This is a genomic window from Burkholderia sp. 22PA0099 (assembly GCF_047497165.1).
GTDB lineage: Bacteria > Pseudomonadota > Gammaproteobacteria > Burkholderiales > Burkholderiaceae > Burkholderia.
The window spans coordinates 3393538-3409171 of record NZ_CP163164.1; the positions used below are offsets into that span (position 1 = coordinate 3393538).

At 66.8% G+C, this 15634-nt stretch carries 12 protein-coding genes; 7 read left to right on the plus strand and 5 right to left on the minus strand.

The annotated features are described in order from the left end of the window. The first annotated feature begins 3 nt into the window (after positions 1–3). The 6 genes from AB4851_RS14835 (at position 4) to AB4851_RS14860 (ending at position 7270) form a co-directional block, all read left to right on the plus strand. Positions 4–1638: an ABC transporter substrate-binding protein gene (locus AB4851_RS14835; RefSeq protein ID WP_414447853.1), complete on the plus strand. Its 1635-nt coding sequence runs from the start codon at positions 4–6 to the stop codon at positions 1636–1638. 40 nt (positions 1639–1678) lie between these two features. Next, on the plus strand, positions 1679–2692 hold the full coding sequence (locus AB4851_RS14840; RefSeq protein ID WP_414447854.1) for an ABC transporter permease: 1014 nt from the start codon (positions 1679–1681) through the stop codon (positions 2690–2692). A 13-nt stretch (positions 2693–2705) separates the two neighbouring features. After that, positions 2706–3575, plus strand: coding sequence for an ABC transporter permease (locus AB4851_RS14845; RefSeq protein ID WP_414441679.1), 870 nt, complete (start codon positions 2706–2708; stop codon positions 3573–3575). 200 nt (positions 3576–3775) lie between these two features. After that, positions 3776–5512: a dipeptide ABC transporter ATP-binding protein gene (locus AB4851_RS14850; protein ID WP_414449200.1), complete on the plus strand. Its 1737-nt coding sequence runs from the start codon at positions 3776–3778 to the stop codon at positions 5510–5512. 18 nt (positions 5513–5530) lie between these two features. Further along, positions 5531–6874, plus strand: a complete 1344-nt coding sequence (locus tag AB4851_RS14855) for an LLM class flavin-dependent oxidoreductase (protein WP_414447855.1) — start codon at positions 5531–5533, stop codon at positions 6872–6874. 51 nt (positions 6875–6925) lie between these two features. Further along, positions 6926–7270, plus strand: coding sequence for a DUF3088 domain-containing protein (locus AB4851_RS14860; RefSeq protein ID WP_414447856.1), 345 nt, complete (start codon positions 6926–6928; stop codon positions 7268–7270). A 27-nt stretch (positions 7271–7297) separates the two neighbouring features. Here the strand turns inward: AB4851_RS14860 and AB4851_RS14865 are convergent, their stop codons facing one another. The 3 genes from AB4851_RS14865 to AB4851_RS14875 all read right to left on the minus strand — a co-directional run bounded on the left by AB4851_RS14865 (position 7298) and on the right by AB4851_RS14875 (position 9891). Next, the gene (locus AB4851_RS14865) at positions 7298–8272 is read right to left on the minus strand and encodes a DMT family transporter (RefSeq protein ID WP_414447857.1); all 975 of its coding nucleotides are present in this window, start codon (positions 8270–8272) and stop codon (positions 7298–7300) included. Positions 8273–8356: 84 nt separating this feature from the next. Continuing rightward, positions 8357–8986: a TetR/AcrR family transcriptional regulator gene (locus AB4851_RS14870; protein WP_414447858.1), complete on the minus strand. Its 630-nt coding sequence runs from the start codon at positions 8984–8986 to the stop codon at positions 8357–8359. Between the two features lie 128 nt (positions 8987–9114). Continuing rightward, positions 9115–9891, minus strand: coding sequence for an SDR family oxidoreductase (locus tag AB4851_RS14875; RefSeq protein ID WP_414447859.1), 777 nt, complete (start codon positions 9889–9891; stop codon positions 9115–9117). Between the two features lie 107 nt (positions 9892–9998). On the opposite strand from AB4851_RS14875, the gene AB4851_RS14880 reads away from it, so the two are divergent. After that, positions 9999–10427: a winged helix-turn-helix transcriptional regulator gene (locus tag AB4851_RS14880; RefSeq protein ID WP_414447860.1), complete on the plus strand. Its 429-nt coding sequence runs from the start codon at positions 9999–10001 to the stop codon at positions 10425–10427. Between the two features lie 171 nt (positions 10428–10598). Here the strand turns inward: AB4851_RS14880 and AB4851_RS14885 are convergent, their stop codons facing one another. Both AB4851_RS14885 and AB4851_RS14890 read right to left on the minus strand, forming a co-directional pair. Beyond that, positions 10599–10853: an Imm74 family immunity protein gene (locus AB4851_RS14885; RefSeq protein ID WP_414447861.1), complete on the minus strand. Its 255-nt coding sequence runs from the start codon at positions 10851–10853 to the stop codon at positions 10599–10601. A gap of 3 nt (positions 10854–10856) precedes the next feature. After that, positions 10857–15602 (minus strand): RHS repeat-associated core domain-containing protein, encoded by a 4746-nt coding sequence (locus tag AB4851_RS14890; protein ID WP_414447862.1) that lies wholly within the window; start codon positions 15600–15602, stop codon positions 10857–10859. Between the last annotated feature and the right edge of the window lie 32 nt (positions 15603–15634).

Below are 15634 nucleotides of genomic sequence, written 5' to 3' on the forward strand. Positions count from 1 at the left end.
GCGATGCGCCGCGCAACGGGGGCCCTCCTCAAGTCGATCAAGTCGATCGCACCGCTCGCGCTGCTGGCCGGCTTCGCGCACGCCGCGCCGCCATCGGGCGGCACGTTAAGCTGGGGCGTGGAAACCGAGCCGACCACCTTCAACCCGCAATTGAACGGGCAGGCCAAGGCCGAGTTGCTGCTGCGCGCGAGCTTCGAATCGCTGCTCGCGCGCCGGCCCGACGGCGGCTACGTGCCGTGGCTTGCGCGCAGCTACAGCGTGTCGGCCGATGGCAAGACGTTGAGCTTCACGCTGCGCGACGACGTGCGCTTCAGCGACGGCCAGCGGCTCGACGCCAACGCGGTGGCCGTCAACTTCACGCACATGCGCGACCCGGCCTATTGCGCCGGTTCCAGCTATTGCGGCATCGCCGCGCGGCTCGTCGAGGCGCGCGCCACCGGCCCGCTGACGGTCGCACTGACGCTGGCCGAGCCGTATGCGCCGTTCCTGTCGTTCGCGGCCGGCTTGAAGCTGATCTCGCCAGCCGCCTACGCGTCGCCGCAACTGAAGGCCGGCGGGCCGGCCGTGGCCGGCACCGGCCCGTTCGTGCTGGCGGCCTATCGCAAAGGCCAGGAAGCCGATTTCGTGCGGAATCCCGACTATCGATGGGCGCCGGCCACGGTCGGCCATCAGGGGCCGGCGTATCTCGATCGCGTGGTGTACCGCTTCCTGCCCGAATCGTCGGTGCGCACCGGCGCGCTGCTGTCGGGGCAGGTGGATGCGATCGAGGGCATCTCGGGCAACGACGCCGCGCTGATCGAGCGGCAATCGAACCTGCGCTACCAGCGCGCGCTGAACACCGGCTCGCCCTATTCGCTGTACCTGAACACCACCTGGGGGCCGACGCGCGACGTGCGCGTGCGGCGCGCGCTGTTGCAGGCGTTCGATCTCGATAGGCTGGTGGGCGCGATCTATCGCGGCAAGCGCGTGCGCGCGTGGGGCATCACCTCGCCCGTCGATCCGCTCTACGACCGCACGATCGAAAAGACCTACGGCAACGATCCCGCACTCGCCAACCGGCTGCTGGACGAGGCCGGCTGGACCGGGCGCGACGCGGCCGGGTTCCGCACCCGGCGCGATGCGAACGGCCAGGCCGAGCGCCTGACGATCGACGTGGTGCAGGCGCAGGCCACCGTGCGCGACCAGCGCGACGTGCTGCTGCAAGGTTTGCAGGCGCAGGCGCGGCAACGGCTCGGCGTCGAGCTGACGCTGCGCTACGTCGATGCGGGCACCTACGTCGAGGCGCGCAAGACGGGCCGCTTCGGCGCGATCCCGAACTCGAACACCGATACCGACGGCATCGATACCGAGAACCACTACCTGCCGCCCGATCGCGGCGGCGTGATCAATTACAGCCGCGCCACCGACCCGCGCCTGAGCACGTGGCTGCGCGAAGCGGCCGGCACGCGCGACGACGCCGCGCGCGGCAAGTTGTACGCGCAACTGCAACGCTTCGCGATCGTCGAGCAGGCCTATGCGATTCCGCTCTACCAGCCCGAGGACGAGATCGCCGCCAGCGAGCGCGTGAGCGGCCTCGCATTCCGCAGTTTCAAGCAAATGCCGGATGCGCCGTACGACGTGCGCGTGCGGCCGGACTGACGCGCCCGCGTGCGTACCCGAACCTGAAGGAATCCCGATCATGACCCGCACCGCGCCGCTCGCCGGCCCTGCTTCAACGTCATCCTCGCCGCCACCGCAAACGGCGCCCGCGCGACCCCGCCGCCTGCGCTCGCCCGTCCTCACGCGCCTGGGCACCGGCCTGCTGGTGCTGTGGTCAGCCATCACGCTGTCGTTCGTGGCGGTGCAGGTGGCGCCCGGCGACATCGTCAGCCTGTTGATCGGCGAGCAACTGAGCACGCCCGAGATCGAGGCCGCGATCCGCAAGGAATGGGGCCTCGACGAGCCGGTGTGGCTGCAATACGTGCATTACGTCTGGCGCATCCTGCATGGCGATTTCGGCCGTTCGTACATCCTCAACACCGAGGTCGCGCCGCTCGTGATCGGCCAGCTGTGGCCGACGTTGAAGCTGACCGCCGCCGCGCTGGTCGTCACGCTGGTGTTCTCGGTGAGCCTTGCCGTGCTGACGGCCGGCCGCCGCTGGGGCGGGCGCGCGGCGTCGGGCACCGAGCTGCTGCTGGCGTCCACGCCGTCGTTCTGGCTCGGGATCATGCTGCTGTTCGTGTTCAGCTTCACGCTGAAGCTGTTCCCGGTGGCCGGCGACCGCGGGTTCTCGTCGCTGGTGCTGCCCGCGCTGTCGCTCGGCCTCGCGCAAGGCGCCACCATCGGCCGCGTGCTGCGCCTGGGCATCGAGCGCGCGCTCGACGAGCCGTATGCGCTGACGGTGCGCTCGTGGGGCGTGGGCGGCTTCGCGCTGCGCGCGCGCCATGCGCTGCGTCACGCGGCGCTGCCCGCCGTCACGCTGGCCGGCTGGCTGGTGGGCGGCCTGTTGAGCGGCGCGGTGATCACCGAGCAGGTGTTCGGGCGGCCCGGCCTCGGCAAGATCACCGTCGATGCGGTGCTGGCCAAGGACATGCCGGTGATCCTCGCGATCGCGATCCTGTCGGCGGCGATCTACGTCGCCCTCAGCACCGCCGTCGACCTGCTTTACCTGCTGATCGACCCCCGCCTGCGCGAACCGCGCGCACGGCGCTGACCCGGAGCCCGCGATGTCCGTCCCCCTCGACCTGCCCCTGCGCGCACGCCCCGGCCTGCAGGCATTCGGCTGGCTGCGCCGCCACCCCGGCCTCGCGCTGGCCGCGCTCTACCTGCTGCTCAACGCCGTGGCCGTGTTCGCGCCGGGCTGGCTCACCCATTACGACCCGCTCGCGGCGGACCCGGTGTCGGCCCAGCTCGGCAGCAGTGCTGAACACTGGCTCGGCACCGATCAGTTGGGCCGCGACATTTATGCGCGCGTGATCTACGGCGCGCGCCATTCGCTGTCGATCAGCGCCGCCGCGATCGGCATCGCCACGCTGGCCGGCACCGTGCTCGGGCTGGCCGCCGGGCTCGCGCGCGGCTGGCTCGACGAGCTGGTCACGCGGCTGCTCGACGTGGTGTCGGCATTTCCCGACCTGCTGCTGGCGCTGATGCTGATTTCGTTTACCGGCCCCGGCGCGGTCAACCTGGTGTTCGCGCTCGGGGTGGCGTCGGTGCCGCGCTTCGCGCGCGTGGTGCGTGCGCAAACCTTCGTGGTGGCCGGTTCGGGCTACGTCGAGCAGGCGCGCACGCTGGGCCTGCCGCCGCTGGTGCTGATCTGGCGGCACGTGCTGCCGCACGCGATCGCGCAGGTGCCGGTGCTCGCCACCATCGGGCTGGGCACCGCGATCATCGGCACCTCGGGCCTGAGCTTCCTCGGCATGGGGCCGCAGCCGCCCACCGCCGAGTGGGGGCTGATGCTGGCCGAGGGCCGCAACTATCTCTACAACGCGTGGTGGATCGCCGTCTGGCCCGGCGTGGCGATCACCGCGACCGTGGTGGCCGTCAACGCACTGGGCGGCTACTGGCAGCAGCGCTTCGAGCGCCGGGAGGCATCATGAGGAACGCAGCCGTTGTGCCGCCGTTGGGGGGTGGGAATCGTATCGGGCGTGTCGGAGCCGGCGCGCCTGCATCGCGGGAGCGTGGGCCTTCGTCCGAGTCGCCGGGATCATCGAATTTGCCCGACTCGCCAGGCCGGCGCGATTCTTCCGATTCGATCGGCTCTCCTGACCGGTTCGAGGCTCCCGCTCCGCGCGGCGACATCGCCTCGCCCCGTGCCCTCGCCGGCAACGTGCTCGCGCGCATCGAGGGTCTGACGATCGGTTTCGCCGGGCGGCACGGCACCCGCGCCGTGGTCGGGCCGCTCGATCTCGAGGTGCGGGCCGGTGAATGCGTGGCGCTGGTCGGCGAATCGGGTTCGGGCAAATCGGTCACCGCGCGCAGCCTCGTGGGGCTGAACGGCGCGAACGCCGTGGTGCAGGCCGAGCGCTTCGAGATCGCGGGCGTGGACGCGCGACGCTTTCGCGAACGCGATTGGCGCGCCATCCGCGGGCGCCGGATCGGCTACGTGCTGCAGGACGCGCTGACCTCGCTCGATCCGCTCTGGCGCGTGCGCGACCTGCTGGCCGAGGCGCTGCACGACACGCCGCGCCGCGAGCGCGCCGCCCGCAGCGCCGAGATTTTGCGCGCGGTCGGCATCGACGAGCCCGAGCGCCGCCTGCCGCAATATCCGCATCAGTTGTCGGGCGGGTTGCGCCAGCGCGTGCTGATCGGCACCGCGCTGGCCGGCGGCGCGAACCTGCTGATCGCCGACGAGCCGACCACCGCGCTCGATGTGTCCGTGCAGCGGCAGATCCTGTCGCTGCTGCAGGCGCGACGCGAGGCCGGTGACGCGCTGCTGCTGATCAGCCACGACCTGGCCGTGGTGGCCGAGCTGGCCGACCGCGTGCTGGTGATGCGCCACGGCCGCGTGGTCGAGCAAGGCGATGCACGCGCGGTGCTGGCCGCGCCCGCGCATCCGTACACGCGGCAACTGCTGGCGGCGATCCCGACACCGGCCTCGCGCGGGTTTCGTTTGTCGCCGCAGACGCGGGATGGGGACGTGGCGGGTGACGTCGCACCCCACGCATCCGACATAACGCAGGCCCGCCTGCCGCTGCCCCTCAAACGCATCGACACAAGTGCCCAGGTGCTGACCGTCGACGCCGTCACCAAACGCTACGGCCACGACGACACCGCGCCGGCCGTGGCCGACATCTCGTTCACGCTCGCGAAGGGCGAAACGCTCGGCATCGTCGGCGAATCGGGCTCCGGAAAATCGACCGTGGCGCGCATCGTGCTCGGCCTGGTCGCGCCCGACGCCGGCCGCGTCACGCTCGGCGGCGAACCGTGGAGCGACGTGCCGGAAGCCGCGCGCCGGGCGCGCCGCGCCGGCCTGCAACTGATCGCGCAGGACCCCGGCAGTTCGTTCGACCCGCGCTACACCGTCGAGCAGATCATCGGCGAGAGCCTCGATGCCGTGCGCGTGTCCGGCGACGCGCGCCGCCACCGCGTGCGGCAACTGCTCGACGAGGTGCGGCTCGGCGCCGGCTGCCTGACGCGCTACCCGCGCGAGCTGTCCGGCGGCCAGCGGCAGCGCGTGGCGATCGCGCGCGCGTTTGCGCCGAACCCGTCGCTGCTGGTGGCCGACGAGCCCGTCAGCGCGCTCGACGTGTCGATCCAGGCGCAGGTGCTCGATCTGCTCGCCGATCTGCAGGCCGAGCACGGCACCGCGATGCTGTTCATCTCGCACGATCTCGGCGTGGTGCATCACGTCGCCGACCGCGTGCTGGTGATGCGGCGCGGGCAGGTGGTCGAGCACGGCGCGGTCGAGGCCGTGTTCGCCGCGCCCGCGCATCCGTACACCGCCTCGCTGCTGGCGGCCCTGCCGACGCTGCCGGCTCGCGCTGCGCCCTCTTCCATTCATCATCCGGCCGCGCCGCTCGCGTCGCCGGCCTGACCTCTCCGCTCTCACGCCATGACCTCAACCACTCCGTCATCGCCGCGCCGCGTGCATCTCGGCGCGATCATCCAGGGCGCTTCCGGCAACATGTCGGCCTGGCGCCACCCCGACGCCGTCGCCGACGCCAGCATCAACCTCGGCTTCGTGCGCGAGCTGGCCCGTCAGGCCGAGGCGGCCCGCTTCGATCTGCTGTTCGTGGCCGACGGCCTGCACATCAACGCCAAATCGATCCCGCACTTCCTGAACCGCTTCGAGCCGATCACGCTGCTGTCCGCGCTCGCGCTCGCCACCGAGCGGATCGGCCTGGTCGGCACGCTGTCCACCTCGTACAGCGATCCGTTCACCGTCGCGCGGCAGTTTGCCAGCCTCGACCACCTGAGCGACGGCCGCGCCGGCTGGAACGTCGTCACGTCACCGCTCGAAGGCTCCGCCGCCAACTTCTCGCGCAAGCAGCATCCCGAGCACGCGCTGCGCTACCGGATCGCCTCCGAGTTCCTCGACGTGACCAAGGGGCTGTGGGATTCGTGGGAAGACGACGCGTTCGTGCGCGACAAGGCCAGCGGCCGGTTCTTCGATCCCGCCAAGCTGCATGCGCTCAATCACGCGGGCGAGTTCTTCCAGGTGGCCGGCCCGCTCAACATCGGCCGCTCGCGTCAGGGCCGCCCGGTGCTGTTCCAGGCTGGCGCGTCCGACGACGGCAAGGGCGTGGCCGCGCGCCATGCCGATGCGATCTACACGCGCCAGGAAACCATTCCGCTCGCGCAGGCGTTCTACGCCGACGTGCAGCAGCGGCTCGCCGCGCACGGCCGCGCGCCCGGCAGCCTGAAGATTTTCCAGGGCGTGAGCGTGATCGTCGCGCGTTCGGCCGCCGAGGCCGAGTCGCATTACCAGGACACCGCGCGGCTCGTGACGATCGACAACGCGCTCGATTACCTGGGCCGCTATTTCGACCATCACGATTTCTCGCGCTACGCGCTCGACGCGCCGTTCCCCGACATCGGCGCGCTCGGCAGCAACCAGTTCCGCAGCACCACCGACACAATCAAGCGCGACGCTGCCGAGCGCCGGCTGACGCTGCGCGAGGTCGCACTCGAAGCGGCCACGCCGCGGCCGAGCTTTTCCGGCACGCCCGAACAGGTGGCCGACGGCTTGCAGGCGTGGGTGGAGGCGCGCGCCACCGACGGCTTCATCGTGCGCGGCGGCACGCCCACCGCGTTCGCCGATTTCGCCGCACAGGTGGTGCCGGTGCTGCAGGAACGCGGCGCATATCGGCAGGATTACGAAGGATCGACGCTGCGCGAACACCTCGGGCTGGATGTGCCTGTCAACCGCTATGCCCAGGCTCGGGATGCGGCCTGAGCGTCGCCCCATTCGTTGTTTTTTGTCTTCATGAATTCAGGAATCCACACCATGAGTCGCGACCTTTTGATTCTGCTCGAACCGGGCTTCACCGATCCGGCCCATCCCGGCGAGCGCTTCGTCTGCCCCGACGGCATTCCAATCGAGGGCCTGCTCGCCTCCGATCCGGCCCGCGCGGCGCAACTCGACGTGCAGCGCGTGCCGTTCGCGCGCCCGCGCCAGACGGCGATTGCCGCGCTGGACGAGGCGCATCAGGGGCTGCCGGTGCTGGTGCTCGGGGATGAGCATCCGGTGCCGGACGATGCGCAGCGGCTTGGAGACAAGCGGTTTGTGACGGAAACGAAGCGGATTCTTGCGTTGTTGGCAGAACGGCATGGGTTTCCGAAGGTACATTGACGAGGGCTGACGGCGGGCAGGTGCCGGTCAGGCCAACGCGGACGCCGCCATTCGTCGAGCCCGTCGCCGCAAATACAGGTTGTTGAGAACCAGGGCAGACGCCGTTATCGCCGCACCGAGTATTTGCGCTCCGCTCGGCACGACGCCTGTCAATGCAGACACGGCAAACGTAGTCACGGGCACCACGTCCATGAACAGCACGCCATTCATCGGCCCGAGAATTCGGTTACCGGAAATCCAGCAGAGAATGGCCACGAAACCGGCGATCGGCCCCATGTAAATCAGATGCGGCGTGATCGTCCACCATGCCGTGAGCGTGGGAGCGGCGACGGCGTGCGTCACGACGAGCAGCACATTCACGCTGATGACGGTGGTCAGGCCCAGCCATGTCGTCACTGTCGTGTATTTCAACGCCGACCATCGTGTGAAGTACGCGGAGCCGAACGTATAGACAACCCAGCAGAATGCGCCCAGAACGATGAGGCCGCTTGCCGCGTAGTGTTGTGGCGCGGCCAATGCAGCCAGAAAATCCCCCCGTGTGATGACGAGGGCGACGCCGGTGAACGAGATGACCACGAACAGAAATGAAGGAAGCGGGGGCGCGGTTCTCCGCACCAGCGCATTGAGGAGCAAGCCCATCATCGGTTGCGTCGCCATCATGATGGACGCGGCAAGCGCCCCTTGCTCTCCCGCCAGTTGCTGCCCCAGAAAGACAAACGATCCGAACCCGCAGAACCCCACCGAGCCGAGCAACCAGGCAATCGACAACGATTTGCCGTCGATTCGCAACGCGCCGAGTCCTTCCCGTCTCAGCAACAGGACGACAAAGGCCGCACCGGCGATCAGGTAACGGAGCGAAGTAAAGGTAAAAGGATCGATGTAACGCAGCGCGTCCGTCATGACCGGAAACATCACGCCGAACAGGATGGTCGCGACGAGGCACGCCGCAATCCCGTTCCAGTAGCCCAAAGACCTCGAAGCCAAACCGGTTGATGAATTCATGAACGATCATTCTCAAAATAGATAAAAAATTGGCATCCGCTGTTCGCGAATGCCACCGGCCCGGCTACGACATGCGCAGACGCGCTACGTCAGTGCCCGCAACGCCATCTCGACAATGGATGCGAGTGCGGCCTCGCTCATGTCGACCTTGCCGAGCACGCGTATGCCTTGAACCATGCACAGCAGGAAACGCCCGACTTCCTCGGCGTCGAGGTGACGATCGAATTCGCCTGCCTGCTGACCTCTTGCTATCGCTAGACTGAACTGCGTTGCGATCCGCTGCAACGTCGATTCGATACGTGAGCGCAGAACATCATCGCCCGGCAGGTGTTCGATCACCGTATTGGTAATGAAACAGCCATGGCGCTCCGACAGGTTCACGCTCACCTTCGTATAGTGCAGCAGCGCTTCGCGAAGCGCCTGCCTTGGCGGCAAATCGGCGGCCAACCGCTCCTTCAGTCGGGCAACGGCGCCTTCCGCGTAACGATCGAACGCCGCGACGAGCAATCCGTGCTTGTCGCCGAACGTTCGGTACAAGCTGCCGCGAAAGACGCCGGTTGCGTCACATAGCGCATCGACGGGGGTCGCGTGGTAGCCGTTTTCCCAAAACACTCGCGCGGCAGCCTCGACAGCCTGGTCGACGTCGAACTCTCGTGGACGCCCACGCTCGGCGGCGCGCTCCTTGCGGGGGAGGTGTGTGTCAGTCGTGTTCATACGAGCGATATTAGGACCATTCAGTCTCAAAATCAATGTTTCGTGCGATGTCGATCAACCTCTATCGGTTATTTTGTATCGGAGCCGGCGCACTCGTCGTGCAACATCGCTGGCCGAAGCAACTCGGCTCAGACGCCAGACGGTTTCGGACGGCCGAGCTTGACCATTTGCCGAAACATGAACTGCGGCGCAACGCGGCTGGCGATCTTCAGGACATTGCTCACACCAGGACGAATCTCGAGTTTCCCGGCTTCGATACCTGCAATGGCGCGTTTCGCGAGCACGCCGACATTCATGCCTTTTTCATTTTTCATCGCCTCGGCAAACTCGCCTCGAAACAGCGGCGTTTCGGTGCCCGGGGGCGCCAATTCGACTACGGACACACCGGTGCCGGCCAACTGCGCCCGCAGGCACTGTGTATAGGCATGGAGTGCGGCTTTTGACGCGCTGTATATCGGCGCCGCAGGGAAGGGAATAAATGCCAGACCCGATGAAACATTCACGATCAAGCTGTTTTTCCGCCTCATGAGCAAGGGCAGGAAAGTTTGAACCATCCACATCGGGCCCTTCAAGTTTCCATCGATTTCAGTGGTCAGGTCACTCAACGGATACTGCCGATCCAGCCCGATGTTGCGCATCGTTCCCGCGTTGTTCACCAGGGTGTCCAACGCCGGGAACTGCTCGGACACGATTTTGTATATCGACGCGATATCGGCCGGATCGCTTACGTCGCTTTGAAAAGCATGCAGCCCCGGCACGGCCCGCTGTGCATCTTTCAGCCTGCCCGGGTCCCTCCCGGTGACGATCACCGTATTGCCGCCCTTGGCGATGAGTTGCCGTGCCAACTCCATGCCGATCCCGCTTGTTCCGCCGGTAATCAATACGGTTCTTCCTGTCATTTTCATGATGTCACTCCCTGTTTTGTCGAGCACGAGCGTAGTCTGCCCGGTACACTCTTCAAAAGAAAGAAGGCACCTGAAAGTTCTATACGTACCAAAAAGAGAGTGTGAAAGTGGAACGAGTCCCGGAGTTCACCACGGAACAGATCGCCGCCGCGCAGTATTACGCGAGCCTGACACCGCCGATCGATCTTGATCCTCGCATCGCTTCGTTGGTCAGAGATCTCATCGGCCGCGTTGCCGACAAATGGACAATGCTGATCCTCGACACGCTCGCGGAAAAGTCGCCGCTGCGTTTCAGCCGACTTGGCGAATTGGTTGAGGGAATCAGCCAGAAAATGCTCACGCAAACCCTACGCGCGATGGAACGCGATGGCCTGGTGATACGTACGGTGTATCCGGTCGTGCCACCGAAGGTCGAATACAAACTCACCGACCTGGGGATCACATTGGGCGCTGCATTTTGCGGAGTCTGGGTCTGGGCGGCCAATAATCTGGATGCGGTGGAAAACGCGCGTCGAGATTTCGACCAACGGCCGTAACGGCTGGCCACGGGGCATGAGCGAACCTCCGGGGGGCAACAGCGCTATCGCGGCAGCCTGAACCGCCGTTAGGCGGCACGTATCGGCGACTCCCGGTGAGTTGCCGCATGTCTCAAGATGGCCGGAAGCCGCCCGACACGGGTCAACCTGGCCAACCCGCGCCCCACCCCCTCACTCGAAATCCACCCCCATCCCCTTCCCCGCGAAATACCCCTTGATCGCCTCGACGATCTCCTGCCGAACCGCCTCGCTCACCGGCGCCTTCTTCCCATCCGATTCCACCTCGTTGATGGAATTCAGATACACCACAAACGCCGGATCACCCGGCTTGGACACCAGCAACCCCTCCCCCAGCACCCGGGCCTGCTGTGAGCCCTTGCTCAGAAGAATATCGCCGCGCGAAACGTGAGTGACAACGAAGCTCATCGCTTACCTCTGAAAAATAGTCGTAACTTCCTGGGTACTCGGGTCGATGGTCTGAATCGTCTTGACGTTCGGATTGCTCATCAACGTGCCCTTTTCGTACCCTTCCCAGACATTGCCCGGCCGCAGTTCCTTGCCGATCACCCCGCGCACCAGGCCGCATGTGCCCTGAGCATACGCCTTCGACATCTGCCCCCACTCGTTGACCACGGTCGGATTGTTGGCATCCCAGGCAGGCATCTGCACTTTCTGTTGCGCGAGCAACATTTCCAGCGTGGTGCCGCCGTTGGCCTTGGCGATTTCGGCGGCAGGGTCCATGCCCCCCACGCCATTGGTCCGGCCCGACCAGAAGAACGCGGTATCGGGCTGCGTCTTCATCAGCTCGGTCGGCCGCGAACGGAACTGGCCGTTGTCGCTCTCGCGCCAGCGCTGGGATTTGTCGCACCAGGTCGGGCTCAACCCGAACGGATCGACCTGCCCGGTCGGCACCACGGTGTAGAGATACGCGTTCGCGCCGCCCGACAAGCCGATCGGGTCCTTGCTGATATAGCGGCCCATCCGCGGCGCGTAATAGCGGAAGCGGTTGTAGTGCAGCCCGGTTTCCTCGTCCCATTGCTGGCCCTGGAAACGCAGCGCGTTGTGCACCACGCCGCCGGTGGCCTGCGACACGCGCGCGATCACCTCGGCCGCCTCGCCCCACGCCTTGTATTCGGCTTCCCAGACGATCTCGCCCAGTGGGTCCGTCATCAGCTTCGGCGTGCCGATCTGATCGCAGTGGTAGTAGAACACCGTCGCCGGCCCCGCTGCCTCGCGATACGCCAGCAGCGGATCGTCCTCCGGGGTGTAGCGATGCTCGGCGGTCCACTCGGGCGTGTCGATGCCCTCTACCGCCGCAGTCGCGAATTGCGCCAGCGGCACGAAGCCGTAAGGCTCGTAGAGGTAATGCGTGCCGCCCGCCGCACGGCTCTCGAACGCCAGCTTCTGGCCATCCCATCCGTACACGGTCCGCTCGCCGTCCACGTCCTTGCCGATCCGTCGGCCGAACGGATCGTAGTAGTACTTCGCTTCGTGATGATGCTGCGCCCCCGCCACGCTCGCGCCCGTCAAGCGGCCGAAACCGTCCCAGTCGTAGCGATGATGGGCCTCGGGCGAGCGCATCTCCACGAGGTTGCCCCGCTCGTCGTAGCTGAAGTGGCTGCCCGCGTACGTGGTCAGCAGATTGCCCAGCACCGGCGAGACCGCGGCCGGCAAGCTGTTGTCGGGGCCTCTCAGGATCGACGGACCCGTACGCGCTTGCTCGGGGTTGGGCGTATCCAGCAGGTTGCTGGCCGGATCGAACGCAAAGCGCTCGTTGCCGGCCGGCGCGAGCGCCTCCACCAACCGGCCCACCGGGTCGTAACGGTAGGTGCTCACGCCCTTGCGGTTGTCGTCGATCTGCGCGAGATGGCCCGCCGGGTCGTAGCGATAGCCCCGATCGATGAACGGCGCCCGTGCACCGAGACGCTGCGCCGTGCGGGCTTCGAGCCGGCCGGCCGGATCGTATTTGGTCTCCTCGCCGACGCGGTTGGCCAGCGTGCGCTGCACCTCGCGATGCAGGTCGTCGCGCTCGAACTGGATCAGTTCCTGGCCGTCGAGCTGGATCTCGTGCACATGGCCCGAGCCGTACACGAGCCAGTCGATGCGATGGCCGTCCGGGCGCACCGTGCGGATGCGCGTGCCGTTCTCGTCGTAGGCATGACGCCAGACGTAGCTGCGGCGCCCGCCTTGCCAGCGATGCTCGTGATGCTCGCGCACCAGGTTGCCGGCGCTGTCGAAGAAGTGCTGGATGCCGCCGTGACGGTTCTGCGCATCGACCAGACGCCCGTTGGCGTCGTACATGAAGCGCTCGTCCTCGTCGCCCGCCACGCGCCGCACGAGCCGCCCCGCCTCGTCGTATTCGACCTCGGTGATCTGCTGCGCAACCTGCGACGACACGAGCCGCCCGGTGGTCGGCGCGTAGACGTAACGCGTACTCACGCCATCGAAGCCGGTCTCCTCCAGCAAACGCCCGCCCGCATCGAAGCGGAAGCGATGGCTCGCGCCGTTGGCGTCGGTCAGCATCGACAGGCGGCCGAGCGGATCGTAGCGGTACTGCATGGTTTCGCCCAGCGCGTTGCGGCGCGTGGCGAGCCGCCCGGCCACGTCGTAGCTGTAGCGCGTGGCTCGATCCATCGGGTCGGTATGCACCAGCAGGCGGCCTTCGGCGTCGTAGTCGAAACGCTCGGTGCCGGCCGCCGATTCGGTTGCGGTCAACTGGCCGTTGGCGCCATAGCGGAACGTCGCGCCGCCGCCCGCCGCGTCCTTGCTTTCCAGCACGCGGCCGCGCGCATCGTAGCGCCATTGCGAGGTTTTGCCGGAGCAATCGGTGTAGCCGGTGAGCTGGCCCGCGTCGTCGTAGGCGAGCTGCCGCGTGCCGCCCCGCGCATCGGTCACGGCGACCAGTTGCCCCTTGCCGTCGTAGGCATGCTTCGTTTCGTGGCCGAGCGGATCGGTCTGCCTGACGAGGTTGCCGGCGTCGTCATAGGCATGCTGCCAGCGTGCGCCCTGCGGATCGACGATCGTGATCAGTTGATCCTTGCCGTCGTACGTCATGTGCGTCACGCTGCCGTTGCGGTGCGTGAGCGCGATCAGGTTGCCGCGCGCGTCGTAGCCGAAACGTTCGACGCTGCCGTCCGGGTAGATGTGCTGGGTCAGGTTGTGATTCGCGTCGCGATAGAACCATTCCTCGAGGCCGTCCGGCTGGATCACGCGGTACGTGTAACCGTCGATGTCGTAGTAATGGCTCGTGACGCGGCCGAGGCCGTCCGTGACCTGCACCAGCCGGATGTTCGGGTCCCAGGCGAGGCGCGTTTCGTAGCTGCCGTCGTCCGCGTACTCGCGCACGCAACGCGCCTTCGGCCCGGTGCCGTCCCATTCGAGGTTCATGCCCCGGCCGGTGCGATCGGTGTAGCGCGTGATCAGATGGTGACGATAGCGGTATTCGCGGCGATTGCCGTCGCGATCCACGGCAGCGATCAGATCGCCCTGCTCGTCGTAGTGGTAGCTGGCGAGCGTGCCGAGCTTTTCGCCATCGGCATCGATATGCAGCGCGCTGGCGAGCCGCCCCTTCGCGTCGTGGGTCAGCAGCACGCTGCCTTGTTCGTTGGCCACGCGCGCGAGCCGCCCGGCTTCGTCGTACACCAGCACGATCTGGTTGCCGTTGCGGTCGCGCAGGAACGCCAGGCGGAACACGTCGGCATGCCGCTCGTACACCTCGATCAGCTTGTGGCCGCGCGTGAGCGCGAGCCATTGATCGTCGAGCCGCGACAGCGTCAGTTCCTCGCCGAAATCGTCGTGCGATTCGCCGGCGGCCAGCAGCGGGTAGTCGAGGCTGCGGCCGGTCGCATCGTGATACACGAGCTTTTGTTCGGCCTCCCGAATATCCAGGCGCGTGGTGTACGGCGTGACCCAGCGCGCGCCCAGTTCGCCGTCGTCGTAGGCGGACAGGAACGAGCGATAGGTACGCAGCCAGACGATCGGCAACACGCCCGGCAGCGAGAAATCCTCGTGCGCGAACAGTTCGTCTCCAAGCGCGAAGCCGATCGAGGATGGCGAGCGGCCCGCTGCCGCGCCGCCGCCGCAGGTCTTGCAGGTGTTTGCGCCGGGGTGCTTGGCGGCCGCCTGGCTGGCGATCGTTTCCAGTTCGCCTTCGGTCTTCTTGAGTTCCGCCTTGACGGTGCCCGCTTCCTTGATGCCGACCACCTGGCCGCGATGGGCCTTCAGCGCGCGCCACTTCTCGACCGCGATCGTCAGCGCGTTGAGCAGCCACATCAGGCCGCCCACATCGGAACTATTCAAGCCCTTGATCTTCGCCGTCACCATCGGGATCGCGCCGCGCGCGGTGGCCGCCAACTCCCGCAGTTTCGCGTTGGTGGAAGGCGAGACCAGGTTGGCCGCCTTGGTGGCGACGTTCGCCGTGTCCTTGACGAGTTCCTTCGCGCCATCCTCCAGATACGACCACAGGCTGTGGGCGATCTTGCTCGCATCGTGCGCGGTGAAGCCGTCGCCGGCCTGCTTCAGATGCTGCGCGGCCGCCCGCTCGTTGCCGGCGGTGTCGAACAGCGCGCCCGAGGCGGCCTTCTCGAAGATCTGCGCGAGCCCTTCGAGCAGTTGATGCGCATGGTTCGCGCAATCGTCGAGCAGTTGCTGCAGCTTGGCCTTGACCTGCTGGACGAAGGCGTCGATCTCGCCCGCGAACTTGGTGCTCAGGTGCGAGACCAGCACCGAGATCACCGCGTCGGCGATCATCTGCGCGCCGCCTTCGGCCACCGCCACCGCGCTGCGTTCGAGCTCCTGGCGCGCCAGCTTGAGCAGCGGCCGCGCGCCCATGCGGAACTCGCCCATCACCGGCGGGATCGGGATGATGCCGATCAGGTCGATGCCGAGGTTCAGGTAATCGAACACATCCTTGTGCTGGGCCTCGATCAGCCGCTTGATGTCCATCACCACGTCAACGGCCGAGATGATGTTCGAGACCACCGGGATATAGCTGGCCAGTTGTTCGACGCGCGCCAGGGTGACGTAGCCGTCGCTGACGCTCTTGAGCCACTGGTCGAAGTTGTCCAGCGCGCTGCCGACGTCTTCCTTGGCGATCGTCACCAAGGGCATGATCGCGACCTTGGTTTCGTGGCTTTTCTGCGGCGCGGCCGGCGCGGTGGTGGACGGTGTGCTCATCGTTATCGGTTTCTTATCGTCGGTTGTGCTTG

What these genes read in the sequence shown, in the direction of transcription:
- AB4851_RS14835 (WP_414447853.1), top strand. Translation starts at nt 4, where the DNA reads ATGCGCCGCGCAACGGGGGCCCTCCTCAAGTCGATCAAGTCGATCGCA.
- AB4851_RS14840 (WP_414447854.1), top strand. Translation starts at nt 1,679, where the DNA reads ATGACCCGCACCGCGCCGCTCGCCGGCCCTGCTTCAACGTCATCCTCG.
- AB4851_RS14845 (WP_414441679.1), top strand. Translation starts at nt 2,706, where the DNA reads ATGTCCGTCCCCCTCGACCTGCCCCTGCGCGCACGCCCCGGCCTGCAG.
- AB4851_RS14855 (WP_414447855.1), top strand. Translation starts at nt 5,531, where the DNA reads ATGACCTCAACCACTCCGTCATCGCCGCGCCGCGTGCATCTCGGCGCG.
- AB4851_RS14860 (WP_414447856.1), top strand. Translation starts at nt 6,926, where the DNA reads ATGAGTCGCGACCTTTTGATTCTGCTCGAACCGGGCTTCACCGATCCG.
- AB4851_RS14865 (WP_414447857.1), bottom strand. Translation starts at nt 8,272, where the DNA reads ATGAATTCATCAACCGGTTTGGCTTCGAGGTCTTTGGGCTACTGGAAC.
- AB4851_RS14870 (WP_414447858.1), bottom strand. Translation starts at nt 8,986, where the DNA reads ATGAACACGACTGACACACACCTCCCCCGCAAGGAGCGCGCCGCCGAG.
- AB4851_RS14875 (WP_414447859.1), bottom strand. Translation starts at nt 9,891, where the DNA reads ATGAAAATGACAGGAAGAACCGTATTGATTACCGGCGGAACAAGCGGG.
- AB4851_RS14885 (WP_414447861.1), bottom strand. Translation starts at nt 10,853, where the DNA reads ATGAGCTTCGTTGTCACTCACGTTTCGCGCGGCGATATTCTTCTGAGC.
- AB4851_RS14890 (WP_414447862.1), bottom strand. Translation starts at nt 15,602, where the DNA reads ATGAGCACACCGTCCACCACCGCGCCGGCCGCGCCGCAGAAAAGCCAC.